The organism is Shinella sp. SUS2, assembly GCF_001262505.1.
Classification (GTDB): domain Bacteria; phylum Pseudomonadota; class Alphaproteobacteria; order Rhizobiales; family Rhizobiaceae; genus Shinella.
Map to the genome: position 1 here is coordinate 55,123 of NZ_KQ410727.1, position 22,250 is coordinate 77,372.

The 22,250-nt window shown below is 63.9% G+C and carries 22 protein-coding genes; 12 read left to right on the forward strand and 10 right to left on the reverse strand.

Translation table 11 applies throughout. The annotated features are described in order from the left end of the window. Positions 1-3: 3 nt before the first annotated feature. Entirely contained in the window at positions 4-303 is a 300-nt protein-coding gene (locus tag AKG11_RS08910) for a metal-sulfur cluster assembly factor (protein ID WP_050743641.1), read from the forward strand. Positions 304-345: 42 nt separating this feature from the next. Here the strand turns inward: AKG11_RS08910 and AKG11_RS08915 are convergent, their stop codons facing one another. Beyond that, on the reverse strand, positions 346-1,560 hold the full coding sequence (locus AKG11_RS08915) for an NnrS family protein (protein WP_050743642.1): 1,215 nt from the start codon (positions 1,558-1,560) through the stop codon (positions 346-348). A 214-nt stretch (positions 1,561-1,774) separates the two neighbouring features. Between AKG11_RS08915 and nirK the strand changes: the two genes are divergently transcribed. The 3 genes from nirK to AKG11_RS08930 all read left to right on the forward strand — a co-directional run bounded on the left by nirK (position 1,775) and on the right by AKG11_RS08930 (position 4,735). Continuing rightward, positions 1,775-2,917, forward strand: coding sequence for a copper-containing nitrite reductase (gene nirK, locus AKG11_RS08920; protein WP_023512034.1), 1,143 nt, complete (start codon positions 1,775-1,777; stop codon positions 2,915-2,917). A 132-nt stretch (positions 2,918-3,049) separates the two neighbouring features. Then, positions 3,050-3,964 (forward strand): SUMF1/EgtB/PvdO family nonheme iron enzyme, encoded by a 915-nt coding sequence (locus AKG11_RS08925; protein ID WP_050743809.1) that lies wholly within the window; start codon positions 3,050-3,052, stop codon positions 3,962-3,964. 75 nt (positions 3,965-4,039) lie between these two features. Next, positions 4,040-4,735 carry a Crp/Fnr family transcriptional regulator gene (locus AKG11_RS08930; protein WP_050743810.1) on the forward strand — a complete coding sequence of 232 codons (696 nt, stop codon included), beginning with the start codon at positions 4,040-4,042 and terminating at the stop codon, positions 4,733-4,735. 44 nt (positions 4,736-4,779) lie between these two features. Here the strand turns inward: AKG11_RS08930 and AKG11_RS08935 are convergent, their stop codons facing one another. Both AKG11_RS08935 and AKG11_RS08940 read right to left on the reverse strand, forming a co-directional pair. Next, positions 4,780-5,790 (reverse strand): amino acid ABC transporter substrate-binding protein, encoded by a 1,011-nt coding sequence (locus AKG11_RS08935; RefSeq protein ID WP_050743643.1) that lies wholly within the window; start codon positions 5,788-5,790, stop codon positions 4,780-4,782. 95 nt (positions 5,791-5,885) lie between these two features. Continuing rightward, positions 5,886-8,936, reverse strand: a complete 3,051-nt coding sequence (locus AKG11_RS08940) for an aminotransferase class III-fold pyridoxal phosphate-dependent enzyme (protein WP_050743811.1) — start codon at positions 8,934-8,936, stop codon at positions 5,886-5,888. Between the two features lie 126 nt (positions 8,937-9,062). On the opposite strand from AKG11_RS08940, the gene AKG11_RS08945 reads away from it, so the two are divergent. Next, positions 9,063-9,497 carry an Lrp/AsnC family transcriptional regulator gene (locus AKG11_RS08945; protein ID WP_024271305.1) on the forward strand — a complete coding sequence of 145 codons (435 nt, stop codon included), beginning with the start codon at positions 9,063-9,065 and terminating at the stop codon, positions 9,495-9,497. Between the two features lie 127 nt (positions 9,498-9,624). Further along, positions 9,625-10,248: a hypothetical protein gene (locus AKG11_RS08950; RefSeq protein WP_050743644.1), complete on the forward strand. Its 624-nt coding sequence runs from the start codon at positions 9,625-9,627 to the stop codon at positions 10,246-10,248. An 87-nt stretch (positions 10,249-10,335) separates the two neighbouring features. Here the strand turns inward: AKG11_RS08950 and AKG11_RS08955 are convergent, their stop codons facing one another. Next, positions 10,336-11,043, reverse strand: a complete 708-nt coding sequence (locus tag AKG11_RS08955; protein WP_050743812.1) for a GntR family transcriptional regulator — start codon at positions 11,041-11,043, stop codon at positions 10,336-10,338. 226 nt (positions 11,044-11,269) lie between these two features. Between AKG11_RS08955 and AKG11_RS08960 the strand changes: the two genes are divergently transcribed. The 6 genes from AKG11_RS08960 (at position 11,270) to AKG11_RS08985 (ending at position 16,622) form a co-directional block, all read left to right on the forward strand. Beyond that, positions 11,270-12,457, forward strand: coding sequence for an ABC transporter substrate-binding protein (locus AKG11_RS08960; RefSeq protein WP_050743813.1), 1,188 nt, complete (start codon positions 11,270-11,272; stop codon positions 12,455-12,457). A 96-nt stretch (positions 12,458-12,553) separates the two neighbouring features. Continuing rightward, positions 12,554-13,423, forward strand: a complete 870-nt coding sequence (locus AKG11_RS08965) for a branched-chain amino acid ABC transporter permease (RefSeq protein WP_050743645.1) — start codon at positions 12,554-12,556, stop codon at positions 13,421-13,423. A 4-nt stretch (positions 13,424-13,427) separates the two neighbouring features. Next, complete coding sequence (locus tag AKG11_RS08970) at positions 13,428-14,399, forward strand: branched-chain amino acid ABC transporter permease (protein ID WP_050743646.1); 972 nt, start codon at positions 13,428-13,430, stop codon at positions 14,397-14,399. Beyond that, the gene (locus tag AKG11_RS08975; RefSeq protein ID WP_023516405.1) at positions 14,396-15,178 is read left to right on the forward strand and encodes an ABC transporter ATP-binding protein; all 783 of its coding nucleotides are present in this window, start codon (positions 14,396-14,398) and stop codon (positions 15,176-15,178) included. The genes AKG11_RS08970 and AKG11_RS08975 overlap by 4 nt, the downstream gene beginning before the upstream one ends. 3 nt (positions 15,179-15,181) lie before the next feature. Then, positions 15,182-15,904: an ABC transporter ATP-binding protein gene (locus AKG11_RS08980; protein WP_023516406.1), complete on the forward strand. Its 723-nt coding sequence runs from the start codon at positions 15,182-15,184 to the stop codon at positions 15,902-15,904. A gap of 1 nt (position 15,905) precedes the next feature. Beyond that, entirely contained in the window at positions 15,906-16,622 is a 717-nt protein-coding gene (locus tag AKG11_RS08985) for an aspartate/glutamate racemase family protein (RefSeq protein ID WP_023516407.1), read from the forward strand. Positions 16,623-16,675: 53 nt separating this feature from the next. On the opposite strand, the gene AKG11_RS08990 is transcribed toward AKG11_RS08985, so the two are convergent. The 6 genes from AKG11_RS08990 to AKG11_RS09015 form a co-directional block, all read right to left on the reverse strand. Further along, positions 16,676-17,134, reverse strand: coding sequence for a D-erythrulose-4-phosphate isomerase (locus tag AKG11_RS08990; protein ID WP_023516408.1), 459 nt, complete (start codon positions 17,132-17,134; stop codon positions 16,676-16,678). Between the two features lie 14 nt (positions 17,135-17,148). Further along, the gene (locus AKG11_RS08995) at positions 17,149-17,913 is read right to left on the reverse strand and encodes a triose-phosphate isomerase (RefSeq protein WP_050743647.1); all 765 of its coding nucleotides are present in this window, start codon (positions 17,911-17,913) and stop codon (positions 17,149-17,151) included. Beyond that, a complete protein-coding gene (locus tag AKG11_RS09000) occupies positions 17,910-18,683 on the reverse strand; it encodes a DeoR/GlpR family DNA-binding transcription regulator (protein ID WP_050743648.1) in 774 nt (257 codons plus the stop codon). The genes AKG11_RS08995 and AKG11_RS09000 overlap by 4 nt, the downstream gene beginning before the upstream one ends. 79 nt (positions 18,684-18,762) lie before the next feature. Beyond that, entirely contained in the window at positions 18,763-19,707 is a 945-nt protein-coding gene (locus tag AKG11_RS09005) for a sugar-binding transcriptional regulator (protein WP_050743649.1), read from the reverse strand. 73 nt (positions 19,708-19,780) lie between these two features. After that, positions 19,781-20,716, reverse strand: coding sequence for a sugar phosphate isomerase/epimerase family protein (locus tag AKG11_RS09010; RefSeq protein ID WP_050743650.1), 936 nt, complete (start codon positions 20,714-20,716; stop codon positions 19,781-19,783). 8 nt (positions 20,717-20,724) lie between these two features. Then, complete coding sequence (locus AKG11_RS09015; protein ID WP_050743651.1) at positions 20,725-22,236, reverse strand: glycerol-3-phosphate dehydrogenase; 1,512 nt, start codon at positions 22,234-22,236, stop codon at positions 20,725-20,727. Positions 22,237-22,250: the final 14 nt, after the last annotated feature.

A 22,250-nucleotide genomic window follows, 5' to 3' on the forward strand; every position in this document is an offset into this window, starting at 1 on the left:
CCGATGGACGAGGACGAGAAGGCCGCATTGACCGAGGCCATCCGCAATGCCCTGCGCATGATCATTGACCCGGAGATCGGCCGCAACATCGTCGATCTCGGCCTGATCTACGAGATTTCGGTGGAAGAAGGTGGCATTGTGCGCATCGCCATGACGACGACGACACGCGGTTGCCCGGCGAGCGATTACCTCAAGGATGCCGTGGGCAATTGCGTCTGGTACGTGCCGGGCGTCGAATATGCCGAGGTGCGGCTGACCTATGAGCCACCCTGGACGCCGGAGATGATGGCGGCGGAACTCTAGGTAAGGAAAACGGCCCGGAAATGCTTCCGGGCCGCTTCGCGTTCAGAGTGGTGTGCGGCGCTTGCAGGCAAGGATCGGCGCATATTCCAGGCAGAAGAGCCCAAAGGCTGCGATCCAGAGAAGTCCTGAGGCGGCGTAGACGAGGTGGCTCGCTTCCGGGAAAACCTCGCCGAGCGGGCGGATGAGCGCGCAGAGGATAAGCGCGCCATAGGCTGCGACGGTGAGGCGCGAGGCCTGCAGCGGCCGGCCGGTATGGCCGAGGCTCGCCCGCGTCATGACGGCAAGCATCATGCAGGCGATGGCGCCGACCGAGAGGAGATGCAGGACGGAGCGCTCCTCCAGGAAACCGAGTGCGCTGAGGGCGATGGAGGCGAAGCCGATCGGCACGAAGGCATAGGCAATGTGCAGGACGACGAGCAGCTTTTCCGGCCGCGTCGTCCAGCCCCGCCAGCGGTGAAGACGGATGCAATGCAGCACGGCTGCACCCAGGCCGAGGCCGGCGGTGCCGGGGTGTTCGGGCACGAGCGTCCTGGCGGCAAGCGCGCCGACGCCGACAAGGATCGCGACCATGTCGAAGCGGTTGTAAGGCACGGGAAAATCCGTGCGGCCGGACTTGTTGAGCCAGTTGCGGGTGAAGCTCGGCAGGATGCGGCCGCCGACGATCATCACCAACACGACATAGGCGGCAACGGCCAGGCGGATCGCCATGCGGTCATGTTCGCCGTCGATCGCCGCCACATGGAAGATGCCGTTGGCGATCGACAAGGCGAGGAGGCCGCCGAGCACCTTCAGGTCCTTCCACTTGCGCCCCGCCACGACCTCGCGCGTGCAGATGGCAAGCAGCACCGGCAGAAAGAGTGCGTCGATAATAGCGGCCGTGGTCACGCCGACCGCATCCGGCACGAGCAGCACGGCGCGTCCGGCGCACCAGAGCGCAAAGAGCGCGAAGAGCGGCCAGCCGGAGACGGGCAGGCGGCCCGTCCAGTTCGGCACCGCGGTCAGCAGGAAACCGGCGAGCACGGCGGAGGCAAAGCCGAACAGCATTTCATGCGCGTGCCAGTTGGGCGCGCCATAGTCGCCGCCGATTTCGATATGCCCGGTGATCGCCGCGATCCACAAGGACATCGCCGCGATGGCCCAGAGGCCGGCGCCGAGGAAGAATGGCCGGAAGCCGTAGGAGAACAGCACCGGGCCGGTGCGGGAAAGGCCGCGGGGAACGGCGCGGCTGACGCGCGCTGCGGGTTGGCTTGCGCTCATTTTGGGTCTGCTCCTTTGCATTTGTCAGCTCTTTCTAGGGCAGCCGGGCAGAGGCTTCTTTGCGAGATGGCAAAGAGCAAATCAGCACCTGCCAAAATGCCGCAGCGGCCGAAAAGGCCTGTTTGTCCCATCTCAAAGAGGTTGGCGCGAATGCTCCTAGAACAGAGAGGACCGGGCGATACACCGCTCCGTCCTTTCAAAAAGGAGAGACACAATGACCGAGCAGCTTCAGATGACACGCCGCACCATTCTGGGCGGAGCCGCCTTTGCCGGCGTCCTGACGCCGATCATTGCGGCGTCGATGGCGCGAGCGGAAGGCGGCGCCATCGAGACAAATGCAGCCGCGACGGCGGCCGACATCGCCAAGCTGGAACGCGTGAAGGTCGAGCTGGTCAAGCCGCCCTTCGTTCACGCCCACACCCAGAAGGCCGAAGGCGGACCGAAAGTCTACGAATTCACCATGACGATCGAGGAAAAGAAGATGATCCTCGACGACAAGGGCACCGAGGTCCATGCGATGACCTTCGACGGCTCGGTCCCGGGCCCGCTGATGGTGGTGCACCAGAACGACTATGTCGAACTGACGCTGATCAACCCCGAAACCAACGAGTTGCAGCACAATATCGACTTCCACTCGGCGACGGGTGCGCTTGGCGGCGGCGCGCTGACCGTGGTGAACCCGGGTGAACGCACGGTGCTGCGCTTCAAGGCCACCAAGGCCGGCGTCTTCGTCTACCATTGCGCACCTCCCGGAATGGTGCCCTGGCACGTCACCTCGGGCATGAACGGCGCCATCATGGTGCTGCCGCGCGAAGGCCTGACGGACGGGCACGGCAAGGAGCTGACCTATGACCGCGTCTATTATGTCGGCGAGCAGGACTTCTACGTGCCGAAGGATGCGGCAGGGAACTACAAGAAGTATCCGAGCGTCGGGGAATCGTATGCCGATACGCTCGAAGTCATGCGCACGCTGACCCCGAGCCACATCGTCTTCAACGGTGCCGTCGGCGCGCTGACCGGCGACAGCGCCCTGCAGGCGAAGGTGGGCGAGAAGGTGCTCATCGTGCATTCGCAGGCCAACCGCGATACCCGGCCGCACCTCATCGGCGGGCATGGCGACTATGTCTGGGCGACCGGCAAGTTCCGCAACGTGCCTGATGTCGATCAGGAGACCTGGTTCATTCCGGGCGGCACGGCGGGTGCGGCCTTCTACACCTTCGAGCAGCCCGGCATCTACGCCTATGTCAACCACAACCTGATCGAGGCCTTCGAGCTGGGCGCCGCTGCACACTTCACGGTCACCGGCGAGTGGAACGACGATTTGATGACCTCGGTCATGCCGCCAAGCGGCGCCTGACACCCCTGCTGCCGGCAGGCCTGCCCCTGGAGGTGGGCCTGCCAATGCGGGCCGCCACCGGCGGTCCGGTCCGAATGTGGCGCCCGTCCCGGACGCCGAAGGATCGTCCGGGCGATGCGCAAGGAGGCCGTCATGGCTGCATTGATTTCGAAGCCCGCCATTTCCTGGACATCGCTCGCCCTTCCCGCGCTGCTCCTCGCCGCGCTAGCCGGCGGGATCGCGGTGAAGGCCGATCTCATCGGTGCAGCGCCCGCCGGTCCCGTGCTGGACGAGCCAATCACCGTGGAAATCGCACCGCGCCGCTTCGAATACCGTGAGAGCGGGGAATTCTTCCGCAACGGCTTTGCCGTCGACGGGCCGGTCAAGACCGTTACCGTTCGAAGCCCGCTCACCATCATGAAATACCAGGTCACCGCGGCGGAATACCGGCGCTGCGTTGCGGATGGCGTTTGCGCGCGGGCCGAGCCCGGCTTCGTGCCGGCCGAAGCGGCCGAGACGCCGGTGACGGGTGTCAGCTATGACGACGCGATGGCCTATGCCGGCTGGCTAGGCGCTCGCACCGGCGAGATCTGGACCCTGCCGAGCGACGAGGAACTCGCCTTCGCCGCCGGCACGCGCTTTCCCGACGACGCGCTCGGTGTCGACATCAACAGCACCAATCCGGCCGAGCGCTGGCTTGCGGACTATCGCCGCGAAGCGGCGCGCAAGGCCTCGCGCGATCCCGTTCCCCAGCCGCTCGGACGCTTCGGTGAAAACGAATTCGGCCTTGCCGATTTCGCCGGCAATGTCTGGGAATGGACCGCGACCTGCCACCGCCGCGTCAATCTCGACAAGGCTGGCAAGGTGCTGAACGACGTGTCGTCGTGCGGCATCTACATTGCCAGCGGCAAGCACCGGGCGGCGATGAGTTCGTTCGTGCGCAACCCAAAGGGCGGCGGCTGTGCCGTCGGCGTGCCGCCGGACAATGTCGGCTTCCGCCTCGTCAAGGACACGCGCTGGTATGCGCCCCTGCTCGTGGCCTTGAAGGAAAAGGGGGTTTCTTTCTGACGGGGATGTTCAAACTTTCAGGTGACGGGATGGCGTGATAGAAGCCGGTAGCTTTCACGCGAGAGGGATTTGGCTGTGAAGATCGACCGGACCGTCGTCCGATCGCTCGCCCTGTTCGACAGGATGAGCGACGAGGACCTCGACAGGCTGCTGACCCATGCGACGGCGCGTCGCGTGGCGCAGGGCGATGCCGTCTTCGAGCAGGGCCAGCAGGCGGCGAGCTTCTTTCTTCTGCTGCATGGCCGGCTGAAAGTGACGCAGGTGACGGAAGACGGCCAGCAGATCATCGTTCGGGTCGTGCATCCGGGCGATCTCTTCGGCTTCGCCAAGGCGCTGCAGCGCACGGACTATCCGGGCACCGCGCGGGCGGCGACGGAAAGCGTCATCCTCGGCTGGCCGACGGATCTCTGGCCGCATTTCGTCGAGCAGAATCCTCGCCTTGCCGTCACGGCCATGCAGACGATCGGCCAGCGGCTGGAGGAGGCTCATACCCGCATCCGGGAGATGTCGACGCAGGAGGTCGAGCGCCGGGTGGCGCATGCCGTGCTTCGCCTGTCCCAGCAGGCTGGGCGGAAGGAAGAGGCCGGCATCCGTATCGATTTCCCCATTTCGCGGCAGGATATTGCGGAGATGACCGGCACGACGCTGCACACGGTCTCGCGCATTCTCAGCGCCTGGGAGGCGCGCGGCCTCGTCGAGGGCGGGCGGCAGAAGCTTTTGATCCGCGACATGGCGGGGCTCTCGGCGCTTGCCGACGGCGCGCGCGAATAGAATGCGGAACGCCGCAGGAACGATCCTGCGGCGTTCCCTGATTTTTAGCGGGCGGGCGGGGCGTACATCAGGCCGCCGTCGCTCCACAGCCGGTTGAGGCCGCGGTCGATTTTCAGCGGGCTGTCCTTGCCGAGGTGGCGCTCGAAGATCTCGCCGTAGTTACCGACAGCGGAGACGGCCTGATAGGCCCATTTCGGATCGAGGCCCATCGCCTTGCCGGCCTCGTTCTCGATGCCGAGAAAGCGCTTCTGCGCGATGGTGCCGCTTTCGACGAGTGTCGCCGCGTTGTCCTTGCCGATGCCCATCTCTTCTGCTTCGATCAGCGCGTACAGCGTCCAGCGCACGATCTTGAACCACTGGTCGTCGCCCTGGCGCACGGCCGGGCCGAGCGGCTCCTTGGAGATGACTTCCGGCAGCACCTCGAAGCGTTGGGGGTCGTTGAGCGTCAGGCGCTGGGCGTAGAGCGCGGAGGCGTCGGTCGAGTAGACGTCGCAGCGGCCGGTGTTGAAAGCCTGCACCGTCTGGTCCGGTTTTTCGAAGGCGATGACCTGGTATTCGATCTTGTTGGCGCTGAAGTAGTCGGCCATGTTCTGCTCGGTCGTCGTGCCGGTTTCCGTGCAGACGGACGCGCCGGAGATGTCCTTGACGCTCTTCACGCCGATCTCCTTGCTGACCATGAAGGCCTGGCCGTCATAGTAGTTGACGCCGACGAAGCTCATGCCGAGGTCGGTGTCGCGCGACAGGGTCCAGGTCGTCTGGCGCGAGAGCAGGTCCACTTCACCGGATTGCAGCGCCGTGAAACGGTCCTTCGTGGAGAGCGGCACATAAGCCACCTTGTCCGGATTGCCGAGCGTGGCGGCGGCGACGGCGCGGCAGAAGTCGACGTCAAAGCCGCCCCAGACGCCGTTCTTGTCCGGCACGGAAAAGCCGAGCACGCCCTGGCTGACGCCGCAGCGCACCTCGCCGCGTTGTTTGATGATATCGAGTGTGCCCGCATGGGCGGCCGTGCCGGTGGCGAGCGTGGCGGCAACCATGGCCAAAGTTGCGATCTTCATTGGTTCTCCTCCTTGTTGATTTTGGGCATGCGTCATCCTGGCCGGGAAGGCGATCCTTCCCGGCGGCAAGTTGTTGCGTGGTGGTGGCGTTTGCCTTAGCCGAGCGTCTTGGCGACGTCGGCGAAGGTTTCCTCGAGCACGGCGATCAGGTGGTCGGCGTCCCGCTTCGAGAAGATCATCGGCGGGCGCATCTTCAGAACATTGTCATGCGGCCCTTCCGTTCCCATCAGAACGCCGCGGCGGCGGGCACCGTTGGAGACGGCACGGGCGAACTCGGTGGCGGGTGCCTTCGTCCTGCGGTCGGTGACGAGCTCGATGCCGAGGAAGAGGCCGAGGCCGCGCACGTCGCCAATCACGTCGTAGCGTGTCTGCATGGCGCGGAAGGCGTCCATCAGATAGTTGCCGATGGTCAGTGCATTGCCGCGCAGGTTCTGGCTTTCGATGACGTCGAGCACGGCAAGGCCGACGGCGCAGGAAACCGGGTTTCCGCCGAAGGTGTTGAAATATTCCATGCCGTTGTTGAAGCTGTCGGTCACTTCGCGGGTCGTCACCACGGCGGCCATGGGGTGGCCGTCGCCGATCGGCTTGCCCATGGTGACGATATCGGGCACGACACCCTGCGTCTCGAAGGCCCACCAATGGCTGCCGACGCGGCCGAAGCCGACCTGCACCTCGTCGGCGATGCACACGCCGCCAGCCTCGCGCACCAGCCGGTAGACCTCCTTCAGGTAGCCTTCCGGCAGGAAGACCTGGCCGGCGACGCTCGGAATGGATTCGGCGATGAAGAAGCCCGGACCTTCGCCCTTCGCCTGCATGCCGGCGATCAGTTCCGCGACGCTTTCGGCAAAGCGCTTGCCGTGCTCTTCGACCGACCAGTTGTCGGGCGCGCGATAGCTATCGGGAACGGTCGCGACATGGACATGGGGCTTCGGTCCCTTGCCGCCCTTGCGGCGGAACTTGTAGGGGCTGATGTCGATCAGCTCCTGTGTCGTGCCGTGATAGGACCAGTCGAGCGTGATGGCATTCTCGCGGCCGGTATGCGCCCGCATCAGTCTCAGCGCCAGGCTGTTGGCCTCCGAGCCGCTGTTGACGAAGCCGGCGACCGTCAGCTCCTTCGGCAGCGTTGCCGTCAGACGCTCGGCATAGGCGACGATGTTGTCATGCAGGTAGCGGGTGTTGGTGTTGAGCGTTTCCGCCTGCTTCGCCATCGCCTCCACCACGACCGGATGGGCATGGCCGATGTGGCAGACATTGTTGAAGCAGTCGAGATAGGCCCGGCCGCTGTCGTCGATCAGGAAGACGCCTTCGCCGCGTACGAACTTGATCGGCTTGTCATAGGAGATGGACAGGTTCGGCAGCAGCAATTCGCGCCTGAGCTTGACGATCTCCTCATGCGAGCGGCCGTGGCGTTCGTAGAATTCCCCGGCGATGCCGGCAAAGGTGCTGGCATCGGGGAAAAGCTCTGCCCAAACGTCGAGATAGCGCGGCTCGCCGACGCCGAGGATTTCGGTGGCGGAGAGGTTGGTGTCGGCGGAGAGCTGGAGATGGAGATGCGGCGCCCAGCCGCCGTTTTCCGTCGGTGCGCCCATTTCGCCGACGAGCGCGCCGGCTTCCAGCCGCTCCCCTGCCTTGAGCCGCCCCAGGGCTTCATGTGCGAGGTGACCCCAGAGGCTGACGAAGGGCGGGCAATCCTCCGGCTCGTGGCGAAGCGCGATCAGGCAGCCGTAACCGAGCGGGTCCTTCTCGATCTCGACGCTGACGACAGTCGCCGGCAGGGGCGTGTAGAGCTTCGTGCCGGAGGCCATGAAGAGGTCAAGGCCGAGATGGCGGGTGCGGCGCGTCTTTTCGATGAAGCGCGAGACGAACATATCGCCGGCATAGACGGTGCGCTCCTCGCCGAACGGGCCGATGCCGAGCTCGATGCCGTTCTCGCGGCAATATGCTTCCCAGATCGCCTGCGCCTCGTCCGGCTGCTCGGCGGCGGACTTGACGGTCATCGGGTGGGCTGGGTCGCCGTAGGGGACAAGGGCTGCCGGATAGGTCGCGGCCGGGCGCTCCAGCAGGGGGGCGAGTGTCTTGCAGTTCTTCGCGATCCAGCCGGCGACGGTGCGGGCGCCCGGTGCGGCCTCGAAACCACAGGCCTTGCGCAGGATGGCGGTGGCGAAACGCGGGTTCATGCGGTCGAGCTTGCGCAGCAACGTCCAGGCCGGACGCTCGCTGATCGCGAGATAGGGGTTGTCCTCCGCATGGCTGCGGCGGGAGGCGGAGATGGTCACCGAGGTGACGAGGCGGATGGCGATGAGGTCGTAGAGCAGATCGACCTCTTCTTCCTGCAGCGGATATTCGGCATGAAAACCGCTGACAATGGCGGCAGCCGCGCCGATCGGGTCGCCGTGGTCGAGGCCGGCATAGGCGGCTGCGATGGCAACTTCGGCGATGACGGGTGCATGCAGCGCATCGCCGAAATCGATCAGGCCGGAAATGCGGTCGGCATCGGCTGCGTCGACGAGCACGTTCCAGTCGTTGGCGTCATTGTGGATCACCGCGGCGCGCAGCGTTGCAAGGCGCGGGGCGATGGCGGTGAAGCGCTTGAGGAAACGCTCGATCAATGCCCGGTCCTCGGCGGCGGCGACATGCTGCAGGCGTGCGGCGGAGCGGCTGGCATGGCGGATGTCCCAGTCGAGATCGCGCAGGGCACCCGGATGCATGAAGCCCTTCAGCGCGGCATCGAAGCGGCCAAGCATCCGGCCGAGGGACTGAAGCGCGGCATCGCTGCGCTCCGTCTCGGCGAGCGGCCTGCCTTCGACCCAGCTCACCAGCCGGATACGATGCTGGACGCCGTGCGGGCTGGTGGTGGAGGCAAGGCTTCCGCCCGACAGTGTCGGCCGGATATGGGGTACCGGCAGGTCGCCGGCATGGGTGCCGAGATGGGCGAGCAGCGCTGTCTGGAAGTCGCTCTCGATCTCCGGCTCCGCGGCGTTGATGATCTTCAGGATGAAGGTGCCTTCCGTCGTCTCCACCTTGAAGTTCTGGTCCCGTTCGCTGGCCAGCGGCGAAAGCGTGCCGGAGAGACCGTAATGCTCTGCAAGCAGCGCTGCGGCGGCGTCGATGGAGAAATCCGGGGTCGTCTTCAGCATGTCGTTCATGGTCATCCTCGTTCCTGCCGAAAGAGTTGCATGGACGACGCGGCGGCGCATCCGGCATTATGCCGGTTGTGCCGGCACTCTGTTTATAATAACCGTCATCTTGTCGGCGCGAATTGGGAAGGGGCCATGCAGGATACGGACGCCATCGACCGCATGATCCTCAGCATTCTCTCCCGCGAGGCGCGCATTCCAATGAAGTCGCTGGCGGGGCGGATCGGCCTGTCGCGCAGCGCCACCACCGAGCGTGTCAGCCGGCTGGAAAAGGCCGGCATCATCCGCGGCTACCGGGCGGACATCGGCCAACTCGATGACGGGCAGATCCAGGCCTTCCTGCTCGTCACCCTCAAGCGCACGCCCTCGATCGGCGTGCTGGATCGCCTTGCCGGCTTTTCCGCGGTGCGCAAGGTCTCCTCCGTCAGCGGCCAGCTTGATCTCGTGGTGGAGGTGGAGGTCGGCTCGATCAACGCGCTCAACGAGCTGCGAAACGAGGTCTCGACTATGGACAATGTCGAAGACCTGACGACCTCCATCGTGCTCAGGCGGGATATCGAGCGCAGCTGAGCCGAAAGGGCCTCTCTTGGCGGGTACCTGCGTGCCGCGGGAAGACGCGGGGGCAACGTGAATAGGCGGGGCGGCTGATGCGTTCCCTCTCGTGCGAACCATCGTGCTCGGGGCGGGGGAGAGGCAGTTGAACATCAGGGTCGCTTTTCTGGTGGGGGTCCTTCTGGTTTCGACAGGACAGGATGGCTGGGCCGACTGCCTTTCGGATTTCACCGGGATCAACCGGCACCGTCCGGATGCGGTGCGCTATGGGGTCGAAGTGGTGGCCGACGTGCTGGCATCGGATGGAGCGGTGGTGCGGCGCATGGCTTCGTCCTCGCTTTTCGACATGACGCAAGGCCTGCGCATGAAGACGTCGGGGCTCAATACCCAGGCAGATTTCATCATTATCGGCGAGGAGGGGTGGACCCTGGCGAAGGGGGCCTGGGTTCCGATGCCGGTGGAGCAGTTGCAGCAGTCGCTCGAGAGCGTGGTGGCCGATCGTTATGTTTACGATCAAAATGCACGGGAATTCGAGTGCCCCGGCGAGGTGACCTTCGAGGGCAAGTCCTACCGTGGTTTCGTCTTCCGTCAGAAGATCGGCACGCTGGATACGCGTGTCACGGCCTATTTCGACCCTGCCAGCTACCGTCCGGTGGCGACCGTCTCGGATGCCGATGTCAACGGCTACCGGCTCGCCATAACGACGCGCTACCGGTTCGATCCGGCCATCCGCATCGAGCAGCCGGAGGAAAAGGCATCATCGCCCTGACGTTTCGTCTGTGTCCTCCCTGCGCATCGCCGGCAGGCACGGCCGAGGACTGACGCGGGCCATGCTACCTGCTGGAGACCCGGCGGATCACGCCTTACCGAACAGGGCCATGAGATCGACGCTGTCGGAGGTCTTTGCGCCCGCTTCCAGGTGCTCCTGGATGTGGCGCAGATGCAGGGTCATCATCCAGGCTGCCTTTTCCGCATCGCGCGTGTGGAAGGCGCCAACGATGGCGGCGTGGTCGTCGTCGCGACAATTGCTGACGCCGGGTGCCCCGAACAGGCCGATGATCAGCGAAGTACGGGTCACCAGTTCCTTCATCGTGCGGATGAGGATGGCATTGCCGGCGATCTGCGCCAGCAGCGTGTGAAACTGGCCGGACAGGCGAATCGCGTCGTGGCGGTGGCGCTCCTTGTGCGCCACATATTCCATTTCCAGATGGCGGGTCAGTGCGGCAATGTCCGCCGCGTTTGCGCGCTGGACGGCAAGACGGGCGATGTTCGGCTCCAGCGCGAGGCGGGCTTCGAAGACTTCGCGGGCCTGCTCGGGCGTCGGCGAGGCGACGAAGGCGCCGCGATTGGCATGCAGTTCCACGACTTCGCGGCTCGCCAGCAGGAGCAGGCTGCGGCGGATGCGCATGCGCCCGACGCCGAAAGCGTCGCACAGGGCCGATTCCGAAAGCTTCGTGCCCGGCGGCAATCGCTGTTCGATGACCGCTTCGAAAATGCGATCGACGATATCGCTCTCGTCGATCTCTTCCGCCTCAACCAGGTTTTCCCTGCCTACATCAACCACCGAATTCACCCTGACACGCGCAGTCTGTTGCACAGCCCCTAAATAAGACCGATTTGGTTGACCAACAAGCGCCGATTTCGTTGACACGGAATAGTATCGCGTGTTCACAACCACTTGACAAGATCGTTAACAATGCGCTCAATGCCTCTGCCAAGGCCGATTGGGGCCGCCGCTTGCGACCCATGCGCCTATCAAAAACAGATCAATGGCCCAGAGGAAGAACATCATGCACAAGCGCACATTTCTGAAGATCTCCGCCCTTGCCGCCGCGACCATGCTGTCGATGCCGATGGTGGCTTATGCCGAGAACGCCACGCTGAAGGTCGGTTTCGTCGGCGTCACCTCCGGCCCGGCCGCGTCCTGGGGTGTTTCGAATCAGCGCTCGATGGAAGCGCGTGCGGCCTGGCTGAACGAGCTTGGCGGCGTCAAGATCGGTGACAAGACCTACAATATCGAGATCGTGCCCTTCGACGACCAGAAGGACCCCAAGCGTGCCATTGCAGGCATGGAGAAGATGGCGCAGGACGGCGTGCACTATGTCGTCGGCCCGAACGTCGATGACGGCGCCGCCGCCGTGCGCCCGGTCGCCGAGCAGAACGGCATCATGTATTTCCCCTATGCCTTCCCGAAGGAACTCTTCACCGCGCCGGCATCGAACGCGATCCTTGGCATGGTGGCGAACTACCAGTCCGGTCCTGCCATCTACAAGTTCCTGAAGGAAACCAAGGGCGTGAAGAAGGTGGCCTTCGTTGCCGCCAACGAATCCGATCCGCTGAGCCAGCGGGAATCCGGTATTGCCGCCGCCGAGGCGCTCGGGCTTGAAGTCGTGTCGGGCAACGTGACCTATCAGGTGGACACCACCGATTTCACCCCGGTGCTGCTGCCCGTTATTCAGGCTTCGCCAGACCTGCTGGTGCTCTCCGGTGTTTCGCCGGCCAATGCCCCGCAGCTGATCCGCTCGGCACGCGAACTCGGCTATACCGGCCTCATCTCGACGGAAACCGGGCAGGATGCCAGCGTTCTGCAGGAAGGTGCGGGAGAACTCGCGGACGGCTTCATTTCTGTTGGTGGCGCGTCCACGCCGGAGCTTGCGAGCGACGCGATGCGGGAATTCGTCGAGCGCTATACGAAGATGTTCGGTGAGTATAACGATGAGTCGAACACCAAGGTCTATGCGCTCGAATACATCATCGAGACGCTCAAGGCGAACCCCGCTGCGATCGACAATGTCGATGAATTCAAGAAGACGATGGACACGTTCGAAGCCGCCAACCCCTTCATGAAGGGCGACGCCAAGCTGAAATATGTCGGCATGACGTCCTTTGGCCAGAAGCGGCAGATCTCCGTCCCGCTCGTCGTGAACGAGTACAAGGGCGGCAAGTTCGAGACGTTGTTCGTCGGTCAGGTCGACTGATCGGAGCCTAGGCATTGATAAGATGGGGGATCCGGACGGCGCGTCGTCCGGCCGGGTCCCTTTTTGCCTGAACCTTCTTTCCATTGGAGGCTCACGATGGAACAGATAATTGCCAACGGTCTCTACCTTGGTGCGCAATATGCGTTGATCGCCCTCGGGCTGACGCTGATCTTCTCGCTGATGAACGTGCTGAACTTCGCCCACGGGCAGATGTACGTCTTCGGCGGCTTCGTCACCTACACCGTCGTCGTTCAGCTCGGCCTGCCTTTCATTGTCGGCCTTTTCGCCTCGGCGATCGTACTGGCGGTCATGGGCGCGGCCATCGAGAAGTTCCTCTTCGCGCCGGTCGTGCGCCGCTCGAAGCGGGATGAATCGACCATGCTGCTTGCAGCGGGCGTCGCTTTCTTCCTCGATGCCGTCATCCTGCTGCTCTTCGGGGAAAAGCAGCGCGGCGTGCCGAAGATCGTCAACGGCGTGCTCAATCTCGATATGCGTATCATCATGCCCTACGACCGCATCCTGATCGGCGTGCTCGCCATCCTGCTCATCGTGGCCTTCATCGGCTTCATGAACTACTCCAAGACCGGCCGCGCCATGCGGGCACTCGCGCAGGACAAGATGGCCGCCCAGCTCATGGGCGTGAACGTCTCGCGCTATTCGATGATCGGCTTTGCGCTCGGCGCGATGCTGGCTGGCCTCGTCGGGGGCCTCCTCGTCACCATCACCGGCGTCAATCTCGGCATGGGCGGCCCGACCTCGGTCAAGGCCTTCCTGATGATCATGATCGGCGGCGCGGGCGTGATCTCCGGAGCGATTGCCGGCGGTTTCATCCTCGGCATGATGGAGAGCGTCGGCCTCACCGTGCTCTCGGCCTATGGCGACGTCACCTATCTCGTGATCTTCGCCTCGCTGATGGTGTTCCTGGCCATCCGCCCGCAGGGGCTGATGGGCAAGCCGTGGGGTTGAGATCATGAACACGAAAAACCTTGTCGGCTTCGCCGTCTTCCTTCTCGCCGTCTTCGTGCTCGTGCCGCTGTTCATCAGCGCCACCGGACGCGTGGATTTCTTCTACACGCTGACCTCGGTCGCGCTGCTCTCCGTTGGTGCTGCCGGCGTCTGGCTCACCTTCTACATCGGCCGCATCAATATCGGTCAGGGCGCCTACGCGCTGGTCGGCGGCTATGTCTCGGCGATCCTGGTCACCCAGGCCGGCGTCTCCTTCTGGCTGACGCTGCCGCTGGCGGGCCTGTTCTGCGCCGTCATCTCCGTGCTGATCGGCTTTCCGATCCTCAGGCTCCGCGGCGTCTACTTCGCCATGGTGACGCTCGTCCTGACCGAGGTCGCACGCCTTTCCGCGCTTGCCTTGCCCGTCACCAACGGCGCCAAGGGCATCACCTCGATCCCGCTGCCCGGCGAGCTCTCCATCTTCGGCCTGACGATCATCCCGGCCTTCGGCACGCTCTCCAACCCGCGCTTCGGTTTCTACCTCATGGCCGTGGTGCTGATGGTCATCACCTACCTGGTGCTGTGGCGCATCGTGAATTCGCGGCTTGGGCATCTCTGCCGCAGCCTCCAGCAGAACGAGGAGCTTTCGGCCTCGATCGGCGTCAACACCGCCTATCTCCGGGTGCTCGCCTATGCGATTTCCTCGTTCTTCGGCGGCATTGCGGGCGCCATGTTCGCCTCCATCGCCCAGTCGATCTATCCGTCCTCCTTCGTGGTCGCCGACAGCGTGAACTTCATGCTCTACTGCTTCCTCGGCGGCCTCGGTTATGTCTTCGGCCCGATGCTCGGCACGCTCCTGCTCTATTTCGGCTGGGACCTCCTGTCGATCGCCCGGGAATATCAGCTCCTCATCTATTCCGGCGTCATGATCCTGCTCATGCTGGTCCTGCCGAACGGGGTTTTGAGCCTTCTCGACAAGAAGGAGGGACGCGCATGAGCACCATCCTGCAAATCCGCAACATCACCAAGCGCTACGGTGGTCTGACGGCTGTCAACGACGTCTCCTTCGACGTCAACAAGGGCGAGATCCTCTCGGTGATCGGCCCGAACGGCGCGGGGAAATCGACGCTGTTCAAGCTGATCTCCTCCTTCGTGCCGGCGACCAGCGGGGAGGTGCTGTTCAACGGCACGCGCATCTCCAGCCTCGCCCCGCACAAGGTTGCCCGCATGGGCGTGGTGCGCACCTTCCAGGAAACGACGATCTTCCGCTCCATGACGGTGCGCGAAAACATCATCGTCTCCCATCACCTGCGCTCCAAGGCGAGCCTCTTCGGCTTCTTCCTCGGCACGAGCCAAGCGAAGGATGACGAGGCGGCATTTGCGGCCTCGGCGGACGACATCGTCGATTTCCTCGGCCTGCAGGCGATCCGCAACGAACTCGCCTCGAACCTGCCGCAGGGGCATCTGCGCGCGCTCGGCATGGCGATCGGCCTTGCCACCGATCCGAAGGTCATCCTGCTCGACGAACCCTTCGCCGGCATGAACCATGACGAGACGATGAAGATGGTCGGCCTCGTGCGGCGCCTGCGTGACGAGCGCGGCGTCACCGTGCTTCTCGTCGAGCACGACATGCCCGCTGTCATGAAGATCAGCGACCGCATCGTGTGCATCAACTTCGGCCAGAAGCTGGCCGAGGGCACCCCCCAGGAAATCCGCGAGAACGAGAAGGTCATCGAGGCCTATCTCGGCTCCGAAGATGCGGCGATCGGGATGTAAGCCATGACGAAGATATTGAGCGTTGAGAATATCCAACTCTACTACGACCACATCTATGCGCTGAAGGGCGTTTCCATCGATGTGGACGAAGGCGAAACCGTCGCGCTGATCGGCGCGAACGGGGCGGGCAAGTCCTCGATCCTCAGGGCGATCACCGGTCTTCGGCCGGTGAAGTCCGGCCAGATCTTTTACCAGGGGGCGCGCCTTGACGGCACCTCCGCCGCCGATGTGGTGCGCAAGGGCATCTCCATGGTGCCCGAGGGACGTCGTGCCTTTCCGCTGATGTCGGTGAAGGACAACCTCCTGATGGGAGCGTTCACCCGCACCGACAAGGCGGAGATCGAGCAGACGCTGGAAAACGTGCTGACGCGTTTCCCGCGCCTGCGCGAACGCTACCATCAGCAGGCCAACACCATGTCGGGCGGCGAGCAGCAGATGATGGTGATCGGCCGCGCGCTGATGGCCCGTCCGAAACTGTTGCTCCTCGACGAACCGTCGCTCGGCATCGCGCCGAAACTGGTGCAGGACATCGCCCGCGCCATCGTCGCCATCAGCCGCGACGAGAAGGTTTCGATCCTCCTCGTCGAGCAGAACAGCCGCATGGCGCTGTCCATCTCCAACCGCGCTTACGCGCTTTCCACCGGGTCGATCGCGCTGTCAGGCAATTCCAAGGATCTGATGAACGACGACCGCATCAAGGCTGCCTACCTCGGAGGCGAACTCTAAAATGAAAATCCTCGTCATCAACCCCAACACGACAGCATCGATGACGGACCATATCGGTAAGGCGGCGCTTGGCGCCGCCTCTGCCGGGACCGAGATCGTCGCGGTCAATCCGGCGAATGGTCCGGTCTCCATCGAAGGCTATTTCGACGAGGCGATGAGCCTCGCCGGCCTGCTCGGCGTCATCAAGGACAATCCGGATTGCGACGCTGTCGTCATCGCCTGTTTCGACGACACGGGGCTCGATGCTGCGCGCTGCCTGACAGACAAACCCGTCATCGGCATCGGCGAGGCGGCCTATCATTTTGCCTCGATGATCTCGAACAAGTTCTCCGTCGTCACGACGCTGGCCCGTTCCGTGCCGGCACTGGAGCACAATCTTGCGCGCTACGGCCTTGCGGCGCGTTGCGCGCGGGTGCGCTCCTCGGAAGTTGCAGTGCTGGAACTGGAGCAGCCCGGTTCCAATGCGCGCCAGAAGATCAGCGCGGAGATCGGGATCGCCGTCGCCGAGGACCGGGCGGAGGCGATCGTGCTCGGCTGCGCCGGCATGGCCGGCCTTGCCAATGATCTCGCACAGGAACACGGCCTGCCCGTGCTCGATGGCGTGACCTGTGCCGTGAAACTCGCCGAGGCCATGGGCGCCCTCAACATGCGCACCTCGCGCCTTGGCGGCTATGCCCCGCCGCCGGCCAGCAAGCTCGCGACGGCATTCGGTTCGTAAGCTCTTACGAAAAGCGGAATGCTGGAGATCGCATTCCGCTTTCGCGACCGGGTTTATTTGCCCGCGTTGTATTTGGCGTCGACGTCGTTGATCGCCTGAACGTTACCGGCCGAGCGGCCGTTTTCGTCAAAGGTCTGCGCGAGGAAGGCGTCGGCGATGGCCTTTGCCAGTTCCGAGCCGATGACGCGCGCGCCCATCGTGATGATCTGCGCGTTGTTGGACAGCGCGGCGCGTTCGGCCGAATAGGTGTCGTGCGTCAGCGCGGCGCGGATGCCCGGCACCTTGTTTGCCGAGATGCACACGCCGATGCCGGTGCCGCAAACAAGGATCGCGCGATCGTATTCGCCGGCGATGACGGCGGAGCCGACCCTGTCGGAAAGATTGGCGTAGAAGGCGTCCGGGCCGGCATCGGTGCGCGAGACTTCGTGCACCTCGTGGCGGTCCTTCAGATGATCGGCGAGAACCTTTGCGAGGCCTTCGCCCGCGCTGTCACCGGCAATGGCGAGTTTCATGGGAGATCTCCTTTTCAGATCTTGGCGGCGCAGCGCGCCAGAATGTCGAGATAGCCTTCAACCTTCCAGGCTGAGCGGCCGATGAAGAGCCCGTCGATATCGGGGCAGGCGATCAGTTCCTCGCAGTTCTGCGGATTGACCGAACCGCCATAGAGGCAGGGAATGCGCCGACCGAGCATGTTTTCCGCAACTTCGGCGATCTCGGCGTGGCGTGCATTGGCGTAGTCGGCGGTGGCCGGGATGCCCTTTTCGCCGATCGCCCAGACGGGCTCGTAGGCGAGCAGGATTGTTGCCTGCTTCTGCGTAGCGTCGAGCCGCGAGAGCGCGCCGCGCACCTGCTGGGCAAGCACTTCGGTTGCATGGCCGCCCTCGCGATCGGCGAGTGTTTCGCCGATGCAGATCAGCGGCACGAGACCATGACGCACCGCCGCCTCGGTCTTGAGGCCGACCGTCTCGTCGGTCTCGCCGAAATGCTCGCGGCGCTCGGAATGGCCGAGTTCGACGAGGTCGAGATTGCAGTCCCTCAGCATGACGGGCGAGATTTCGCCGGTCCAGGCGCCGTCGTTCGCCCAGTGCATGTTCTGTGCGCCAACCTTCACGGAGGTGTCGGCAAGCAGTGATTTGACCTCGCGCACGGCAGTGAAGGGCGGGATGACGAAGCGCTGGATGCGGGCATCGCGGTTGCCGTCAGCCGCCTTGAGGCCTTCGGCAAAGAGCTTTGCCTCGGCCAGCGTCTTGTTCATCTTCCAACTCGTGCCGACCCAGAATTTCCGGCTCATGGCGTTTTCTCCTGTGTGATCCTGACCGTCGTTTTTCCGCCGATGAGTTCCGCGGTTGTGTCGTGTGGCAGGGGTTTGTCTGAAACGACCGTGTCGAATTCGGAAAGATCGGCGAGCACATGCAGCGCCGTATGGCCGAAGCGACGGCTGTTGATCATCAGGCATTTCTGGCGGCTCGCAGCCATCATCGCCCGCTTGGTGCGCACCACCGCCTCGTCCATGTGATAGGCAAGGCGCCCCGACGCCGCCGGCGCGGAGATGAAGGCGATGTCGGCCCTGAGGCGCGATAGTGCCTCCTCTGTCACGATGCCGGAATAGGCGTTGAATTTTGCGGAATAGACGCCGCCGAGACCGATCAACGTCACGCCGGACAGGCCCTTGGCACGCTCCAGGATCGCGGCGTTGTTGGTGATGAGGGTGATCGGCTTCTTCTCGCACAACACGTCGCCGAGCACGGAGGCCATGGAGCCGTCGTTGATCATGACGGTCATGCCGGGCTCGACCAGTTCGGCGGCTGTTTCGGCGAGTTCCCGCTTGACGTCGGCCTCCTGCAATTCACGGAACCGGAAATCGCTTTCGAACTGGGTGCCCGCGTCGATCGTTGCGCCGCCGCGCACTTTTCGAAGCACGCCGGCCTTCTCGAGATCGTCGAGGTCGCGGTGGATGGTCATCTTGGAGACGCCGAAGCGCGCCGCGATGTCGTCGAGCTCGACGGCCCGACTTTCGACCAGCAGATTGATGATTTCCTGCCTGCGCTCTTCCCGTTTCAAGGCGTCCTCCGTCGAATGGCGGCTTATAACATCGCTTCTTCCGGATTATAACATTAAAAATGTGATTTTGAGATTTTTCTCATGTTGAGTTTTGCAGGAGCTGCCGGGCCGTCCGCTCGTCCGTGATGAGCCCATACAGCTTGTGGCTGTAGAGCACGGCGCGGATGGCCTCGGTTTTGACAGGACCGCCGGCGATGGCGACGATCCGGTCGCCGCCCGCCTCGGAGAAGGAAGCGGCCAGCGTGCGCGCTGTCACGGCTGTCTCAAGGATGCGGCCCTTGGCGTCGAAGAAATGGCCTAAAAGTTCGCCGACGCCGCCGAGCGCCGCGATCTCCTCCAGCTCATCCGGCTGCAACATGCCGGATTTGACGAGATGGGCCTGATTGTCGACCGTTCCGATGCCGACGATTTTCAGATCGGCGCTGCGGGCGAGGTCGAACACCTCGCTGACGCCGCGCTGGGAGAGCAGCACCTCGCGGTCCTCTTCCGTGTTGGCGAAGAAGGGCACGGGCATCACATAGGCCTGCGTGCCGGTTTTTTCCGCGAGGCGATGCATCACGTCATAGGGATTGGCGGCGTAGTTGCGGGTGAGGCCGCCGAGCAGCGAGACGAAGCGGGTGCCGCTCGCGCCGATCCGCGGCAGGTGACGGACGGCGGCGGAGAGCGTGCGGCCATGGCCGAGACCGATGACGGCGGCTTCGCCTCGTTCGATCTCGCGGCGTAGGAAGTTCGCGCCGGCATGGCCGAGCGTCGTCAGCGCCAGCGAATCGTCGTCGATATCGGGCGAGACTTCGCAGTAATCGAGCCCATAGCGGGTCGAAAGCTCCATCTCCAGATTGGCACATTCGGCGATGTCACCATCGATGCTGACCTTCACCACGCCCTCGGCGACCGCGCGCGCGATCAGCCGATGCGCCTTGACCGAGGGGATGCCCAGCCGTTTGGCGACGGCGGACTGGGTGAAGCCGCCGACATAGTGCAGCCAGGCGGCGCGGACGGCGAGGGAATCTTCATTGTCGGTCATCAGCGATGTCCTGTCGTGCCTTGCAACCGGAAGCGGTCTTCAGGCCCAGTCTTAGCAAGCACTTACAAAATGGTCAGCCCAGCTTGAGGTCCGACGCACCGGTATCGATGTGCGGGGCCCAGAAGGCGATGCTTTCGGCGATCTGCGCAATGACCTCGCGATCGTTCGGCTCGCGCTCCTTGAAGGAAAGTTCGAGGCAGATTTCGTTGTCGGCGGCCCCGCCGTCCGCGAAGGCTTTCAGCAGCGGTTCGGGCTGGATGCGGCCCTTGGCATTGAACTCGGCGGTGAAAGGTCGGTGCCCGCCCTTGTCCATCAGGCTCTGCTTGATGTGGATGATCGGCGACACTTTCGGTACCGCGCGTGCCCAGGCGTAGGGATTGAAGTCGTCGGGGTTTTCCGAGGTGACGTCGCCGTGGTCGATGTCGGCCATCATCCACATGGGGATCGCCATGTTCGCGGCGGTCAGCCGGTCCTGCAGCGACAGGCAGGCGTCGATCGTCTCGCCGAATTCGCGGCCGATGCTCATCGGCTCCCAGAAGACATAGGAAAGACCGGCGCGTTTCGCATGCTCCGCAACTTCGGTCCAACAGTCGATGGCGATCCGGATCAGGTCCTCGCGGCGGACTGGGTCGTCGTAATCCTTGTAGGTGAAAATGGCGAACTGGGTGCCGACGGAGGTGCCGCCGAGATCGCCGATAATATCGGCAAAGGTCTTGAACCAGTCGACATAGTAGTGGCGCACATCCGCATCCGGGTGGCCGAAATGGTTGAGGCGGCCGTAGGGGCCGGTCATGCCCGAGGTGACGCGCACGCCGGTGCGCTCCAGCGCCCGGTCCATCTGCCGCGTCAGCCGGCGGATGGTCGCGGCGTTCCAGCTCGGATTGATGAATTCATGGGTCAATTGGAGGTCGCGCAGCTTGAGATCGCGCGCGACGGTGTCGATCAGGTCGTCGGGATCGGCGAAACGGTTGACCAGCGGATTGGTGTTGAGCGAGAGCGTCAGCGGCATAACAATCCTCAGGCCGCGGCGAGGCGAGCGGCGTTGAACCAGTCGGCGAAGGCCGCGCGTTCGGCTTCCGTCAGATGCAGGTAGTGTTTGGTGCGGCGGTAGAGGATGTCCTCTGGCGTCTCCGCCCATTCGCTGGCGACGAGATAGCGCGCCTCTGCCTCATAAAATTGCCCGCCGAAATGCCGGCCGAGACCGTCGAGGCCGCTCGCGCCGGCGACGACGGCTTTCGTGCGCGTGCCATAGAGGCGGCCGTAGTGGTGCACCAGCTTGCGCGGCATCCAGGGATAGGTGTCGCGCAGGCTGTTGGCGAAGGCTTCGTAGTCGGCGTTCGGCATGTCGCCGCCGGGAAGAGGCGCCTTTTCGGTCCAGTCGCCTCCCATGTTCGGGAAAACATGCTTGAGACGCTGCATGCCGCGTTCGGCAAGCTCGCGGAAGGTGGTGATCTTGCCACCGAAGACGTTCAGCAGTGGCGCACCGCCGGTCTCGTCGAGGTCGAAGACATAGTCACGCGTGACGGCGGAAGGGTTGCCCTTGCCGTCGTCGAAGAGCGGGCGCACGCCGGAGAAGGAATGCAGCACATCCTGCCGGCGCAGCTTCTCCTTGAAGTAGCGGTTCACCGCCTTCAGCAGATAGTCGATCTCACCCTCGTCGGCAGAGACATCCTCTGCGCGGCCCTCGTAGGCGATGTCGGTGGTGCCGATCAGCGCCTTGTCGCCCTCGTAGGGGTTGATGAAGATGACGCGCTTGTCGTGGTTCTGCACGAGATAGGCATTCGATCCCGCCCAGAATTTGGGCACGATGATGTGGCTGCCCTTGACGAGGCGCACGTTGCGCGTCGAGTTGGAGCCGGCAACGCGGTTGATGACGTCTGAAACCCAGGGACCGGCACAATTCACGAGGCATCTGGCGCGGAAGCTGCGGCTTTCGCCGGTCAGGCTGTTCTTTGTCGTGACGATCCAGGCGCCATTTTCGCGGCGGGCCGAGACGGCGGGCGAGCGGGTCAAGACAACCGCTCCCTTTTCGGCGGCGCCGATGGCGTTGAGGGTGACGAGGCGGGCGTCGTCCACCCAGCAGTCGGAATATTCGAAGCCGCGGGTGTACTGGTCGAGGATCGGCGTGCCCTCGGGATCGCGTGCGAGGTCGAGCGTGCGTGTTCCCGGCAGTTTCTTGCGGCCGCCGAGATGATCATAGAGGAAGAGGCCGAGGCGGACGAGCCAGGCGGGGCGATCCTGCGGGCTGTGCGGCAGCACGAAGCGCATCGGCCAGATGATGTGCGGCGCGGCGTTGAGCAGCACCTCACGCTCGATCAGCGCCTCGCGCACCAGGCGGAACTCGTAATATTCGAGATAGCGCAGGCCACCGTGCACCAGTTTTCCCGAGCGGGAAGAGGTGCCTTCTGCCAGGTCGTCCTTTTCGCAGAGCACGACCTTCAGCCCGCGGCCGGCCGCATCGCGCGCGATACCCGCGCCGTTGATACCGCCGCCGATCACGAAGAGGTCAATAAGCTCAGGCTCGTTCATCTCAATCTCCTAGC